At 62.5% G+C, this 4,586-nt stretch carries 7 protein-coding genes; 1 reads left to right on the plus strand and 6 read right to left on the minus strand.

Going from position 1 to position 4,586, the window contains the following annotated elements; all coding sequences use genetic code 11:
* Nucleotides 1-97 precede the first annotated feature (97 nt).
* Entirely contained in the window at nt 98-373 is a 276-nt protein-coding gene (locus tag GY937_10075; protein ID MCP5057056.1) for a transposase, read from the minus strand.
* Between the two features lie 113 nt (nt 374-486).
* Here GY937_10075 and GY937_10080 point away from each other — a divergent pair, with 113 nt between their 5' ends.
* Complete coding sequence (locus GY937_10080) at nt 487-933, plus strand: hypothetical protein (protein ID MCP5057057.1); 447 nt, start codon at nt 487-489, stop codon at nt 931-933.
* A 112-nt stretch (nt 934-1,045) separates the two neighbouring features.
* Here the strand turns inward: GY937_10080 and GY937_10085 are convergent, their stop codons facing one another.
* The 5 genes from GY937_10085 to GY937_10105 all read right to left on the minus strand — a co-directional run bounded on the left by GY937_10085 (nt 1,046) and on the right by GY937_10105 (nt 4,432).
* Nucleotides 1,046-1,627, minus strand: a complete 582-nt coding sequence (locus GY937_10085; protein MCP5057058.1) for a hypothetical protein — start codon at nt 1,625-1,627, stop codon at nt 1,046-1,048.
* A gap of 91 nt (nt 1,628-1,718) precedes the next feature.
* Nucleotides 1,719-2,141, minus strand: a complete 423-nt coding sequence (locus GY937_10090; protein ID MCP5057059.1) for a hypothetical protein — start codon at nt 2,139-2,141, stop codon at nt 1,719-1,721.
* Complete coding sequence (locus GY937_10095) at nt 2,138-3,127, minus strand: tetratricopeptide repeat protein (protein MCP5057060.1); 990 nt, start codon at nt 3,125-3,127, stop codon at nt 2,138-2,140. The genes GY937_10090 and GY937_10095 overlap by 4 nt, the downstream gene beginning before the upstream one ends.
* A 77-nt stretch (nt 3,128-3,204) precedes the next feature.
* Entirely contained in the window at nt 3,205-3,771 is a 567-nt protein-coding gene (locus tag GY937_10100) for a hypothetical protein (GenBank protein MCP5057061.1), read from the minus strand.
* A gap of 373 nt (nt 3,772-4,144) precedes the next feature.
* Entirely contained in the window at nt 4,145-4,432 is a 288-nt protein-coding gene (locus GY937_10105; protein ID MCP5057062.1) for a hypothetical protein, read from the minus strand.
* Nucleotides 4,433-4,586 lie beyond the last annotated feature (154 nt).

The raw sequence follows: 4,586 nt of genomic DNA on the forward strand, positions 1-4,586 counted from the left end.
ACACTACCTCGCGGCTCTCGATCGCGAACTCGACACCGATCCGACCGACACCGATTCGCCGTTCTGACGAGAAACCAGCACTCGCGCGCGACCACGGCTAGATGATCAGATTTCTACGGTTTCTCGTGATCGCCAACAGAGCGGCAATCAGCTTGACGCGAAACCCTCGCTTTCGCAGCTCTCGCGCCCAGTGGTGGGACGATGCGCAGGCCTCCATTCCTATCTCGGCATTCGGCGCGAGCCGGGCGCACAACGCCTCGAGCCACTCGCTCCGCTTGAGCTTTGCCTGCCACGCCGGCTGGTCATCACCGTTGACCCCATGAACGTGAAAGACAGATTTCGCAATGTCGACTCCGGCTCGGGTAATCTTCATCTTGGACTTCTCCTCATCCTTTGAATGGTTGGTCAACACCACCATTCTGGCGCGTCGACGCCGGCTCGGGTGAGGAGGAGTCCATCCCATTGCTTTTGGGTGTTCACCGAGGCATGGCCGAGCGAACGGAAGATCTCGCCACCAACGTCGAAGACATCATCGCGCAGTGTCGCCATCACGTGTATGGACCCGTCTTCTGCCAACGTTGCGAGGCCGGAATCGCCTACGACGAGGTGCGGGGCTCAAACAACGATGGGAACCAGATCTTTCCTTGCACCCTCTACGACGATGAGGTCGCCTCCATCCCGTGCGCGAATCGGGATCCATTCACCCGGGACGAGGCCGAGGCCCGGCTCAAGCAGATTCGAGCGGATGGGGACAAATTTCTCGCGCAGATCCGCGTCGTCCGGCCTCTCATCGTGGACCACTTCGAGCCCGGATCCGAGGGACTCATCGACTGTCCCTACTACTCGGGTCGAATCCATTTCACCGTCGCCGCCTCCAACGGGCACGTCCATGCAAGGTGCAACTCCACCGATTGCGTAAATTGGATGGAGTAGGCAGTGCCGCCCTCTCTCTTGGAACCGATATACCAACGCTCCTTGGAGACGCGATCCGCTCTGCCAACGGAGCAGAAAACGGGCTTCCGGCTGACGAGGCGACAGTGCACAGCTACTCGCCTTCCAGCTTGTACATCGCCTTCAGGAGACGACTTCTCTCTGGCCCCGGTGGCGCATGGTTCAACCGCTTGCTGATCTCGATGAACTGCTCGCGCAGCGAGTGGGCCCCCGGACTCTTGTAGACCCGCGCCGCCCACTCCCTTTCCTCGTCGCTCCAGAGCCCGAGGTACGGCTCGACAATGTGCTCCACGAAACTTGGCCTCGCATCGCTCGAGCCGTGCCAGATGTCGAGCTCCTCGATGGGCTCTCCCAGCAGGTAGGGTAGGAGGTACAGATTGCTCAGCATCGTCTGCCGAAGCTTTCTCGCGGCGCCGATTTCATTGCCCGACCGGTAGAGCGCCAGACTCCAACAAAGCGTGTGATCCGGCACCCCCACGTCGTCGAACTCCTTCTCGAACCAGTCAAAGGCTGCAAGTGCGCCCTCGTTGTCGCCGAGCAGCATGTAGTGCGGGCCGACCTGATAGCGCTTCCCGGCCCCATCCTCGTAGAATCCGAACTTCTCCTTCTCTTGCCGGAGCTTTCGCTCATAGCTTCGGAGCCGGGATCTGATTTTCTGCTTCTCGGTCTGCGGCACTGGAGACCTCATCGAAAAAAAGGGCACGACGCGAGCCGCCGAGAACAGCCCGCCTCGCCCGAAATCGACTCGCAGCAGAGAGAGCAGCCGGTCAATGCTCATCTGCCAGCATGTCCTCGAGGCGCGCCTCTGCCCTTACACGAAGCTCGCCGGTCGCTCGGTCCGTCACCACCTCGAAGTGCCCGATGTGGCGCAGATCCTCCGAGAAGTTCTCCGCCTTCCGTCTCAACATCACTTCGACTAGGGAGTCGATATTTGATGGCCCGGGTACACTGCTGAGCACCTTCTTCGCCTCCTCCACGTAGAAAGACCCCTTACCGATCTGTTCCATGACCTGGCTATTCCAGATCAGGGCGCAGATGCCGAGCAGGTTCTGAAATTCTTCTTCCGTGGGGTCCCCGGTCTCTTCGATCAACGCGTCGATCATGGGTTCCGCGAATTCAAGGAGCCGCTCTGAGATTTTCCCCTGGTCTGCTTGCTTCCGAATCCCGGCCTTGCGACGGGGCCTACTCATGACCGCGCCTGCCCACGGAGCCAAAGCCGCGCTTCCGGTTGCCGATACCACGCCGTGCCTAACAACATCGCGCAGACCAGCCCTTCACTCTCCTCCCCGGGCGAGTACGAGTCCGGTCCTTCCTCCGGAAGGTCCTCCGTCCCGTTGAAGTAAGGCTCAGCGAAGGGGTTCTGCTTGCGCGCCACTTCAAGCGCCCCTGCCGCGGAAAGCCTGTCGCCCGATATCCAGCGCTCCAGCACCCTGCCCCACGCGATGGCTGCCTCCTTGCCATCGCCGTATCGATCCAGGACATCGCGCGCCCCTTCGAGGTCTCCCGTGGCAAGGCTCCATCCCACGAGAACCCCTCGAACGCCTTGGTTGTCATTCGGGTTGAGTTCCAACATCCGGAAGAGCCGCACACAGGCCTCGGCCTCTCGGCCCACCTCCCAAAGAGCGTGTGCAAGTTCGAGCGAGGTGCGCATATAGGGACGCGTTTCAAGGAGGCCCCAGAACGACCCCGCGTCTTCTTTCATCGACGTGCCGAACCGGGCCTCGGCGATGGAAACGATGGACTCGAGATCCGCAACGTACGCGTCTTGAGAACAACCAGAGAGCTGCGCAAGAATCCTCTGCGCATCCACACAACCGTCGTCAAGCTTGAGTGCCCTCTTCGCGAGGTGCAGGGCTTCTTCCGACGGAAAGGCCTCGAGGGCCTCGAACGCCAGGTCCTGCGCGCGCTCGACGTCGCTCGCACCGCCCTCGATCTCGTCGATCGGTCTCCCCACGAACCCGTTCAGAAACTCCTGAAACTCTTCTTGGGACGAAAACTCCCGGCCTCCGGTGGCATCGCGGATTTTCCGCATCAGCTGCTCGCTCTCGTGCCCGACCGAGATGATCGTGCGCGGCGAGACCTCGGACCCCTTACGGGGCTTCTTCGAGGCCGAATTCCCGGCCTTCCGCTTCTGGGCCCTGGCCTTCTTCTTCGTGCGGCGTTCCTTTGAGGACATGACACCACCCTACCTTTGCCAGTCGACTGCGATCAACCCTGAAAATACGAGCGTGACAGGCCACCCCGACGATCCCCCTATGCCGTGCCGCAGGCCTCCATCGGGTACTCGGGAGGTGCCGGTTGGATACGTCGAATCACTTCGCCGAGAGGACCGGGGACTCGGGCATTCCTGAGCGCGCGCCCGGCAAGGCTTCCGATGGCGAAAGGCGTGCGACACCAGAAGCACGCGACGGTGGTCCAGTTGTGCGAGGTTCCCGGCTGCCAGTGATCGGATTCGACACGCACGAGCAAGCCCGAGCCGGGGAGTGGGTTCGATCCGTTCCGGTAAGCCCTTGGGTAGCAGCACCCCTCTCGGTGCCTCCCCGCCGCCGCCCCCAAAGAGATGACAGGCTTTTCGGGGAACGGGTTTCGGTTCGCCCCGGCGCTCACATTGCGCGCCTGCCCGTCCTCCCAAGGGAAGGGGAAACGCCAAAACGCATTCGCGCCGAGCCACTGGCCGAGCGTGGCGCAATGAGGTTCATGCTCGACGCGGCCCGCTTCGCCGCGATCCCAGGCTTCGGCTTCGTCACGCCGCACCCAGTAGGCCGACTCGCAGGTCCCAACCTTGAGATGGGTTCCACCCACCGTGAGATACTCTCCCATGCTGCTCTCCTTTCCGGTGGCCGGGCCGCGTCCTTGCGGCTATTTGCCCCGGCATCTGGCCGATAACCACGGCTTCGCCGGGGCCGGCCCACCGGTGTCAAGGACGCCAAAGGCGAGCAAAGCGGAGCCTTGACACACAGGGGGCGGAACCGGCACTCCGGGAGATCGGGAGCGACGCCATCCCCAGACCGAGTCCAGTCGTCTGGGCCGACGGCCGCTGGTGGGATCTACCCGCCCTCCCCTCGCAGACCGGTCCCCTGACCATCTGCTTGTCATTCCGCGGGTTGACGCAGATCTTGCCCCTCCATGAGATCAACCGGGCCGATCCCGCCCGCGATCGCGACCGGGGGGGGGGGGGGCGCCTCGTCCTACTCTACAGCCGGCCCATTTGGCACGCTCGGTCCGGCAGCTTCCTGAGCCACTCAGGTCCGGTGCCTTCCATGATGGCCGTCACCGCTCGAACCCATTTCTCATGGGCATCCTCGGCAAGCTCGATTCGAACGTCCGTCTCCTCCTCCGGGACCTTCGAAAGGCGGAGAACCAGCCCGAGGTAGAGCTGGTCGAGCATGGTGGCAAGGGTCTGCTGGCGGCGCTCGATCCGGTCGAGCCGCGTCTCGAGGCTCCCCTGAGAGTCCAAGCCCAGTTCATAGTAGTCCTCCAAGATTTCTCGGAGTCGATCGGACTGCGACTGCTTGTGACCAATCGCATCGCGAACAAAGGCGTGGTGAAGCTCCGGACTGACCCGCGACCGGATTTCCTCTCGCATCACGCGGGAAGGGCGTGCGGTCTTTTCGGCTGCTGCAACATTGGGTTTC

This window comes from bacterium (assembly GCA_024228115.1).
Taxonomy (GTDB): domain Bacteria; phylum Myxococcota_A; class UBA9160; order UBA9160; family UBA6930.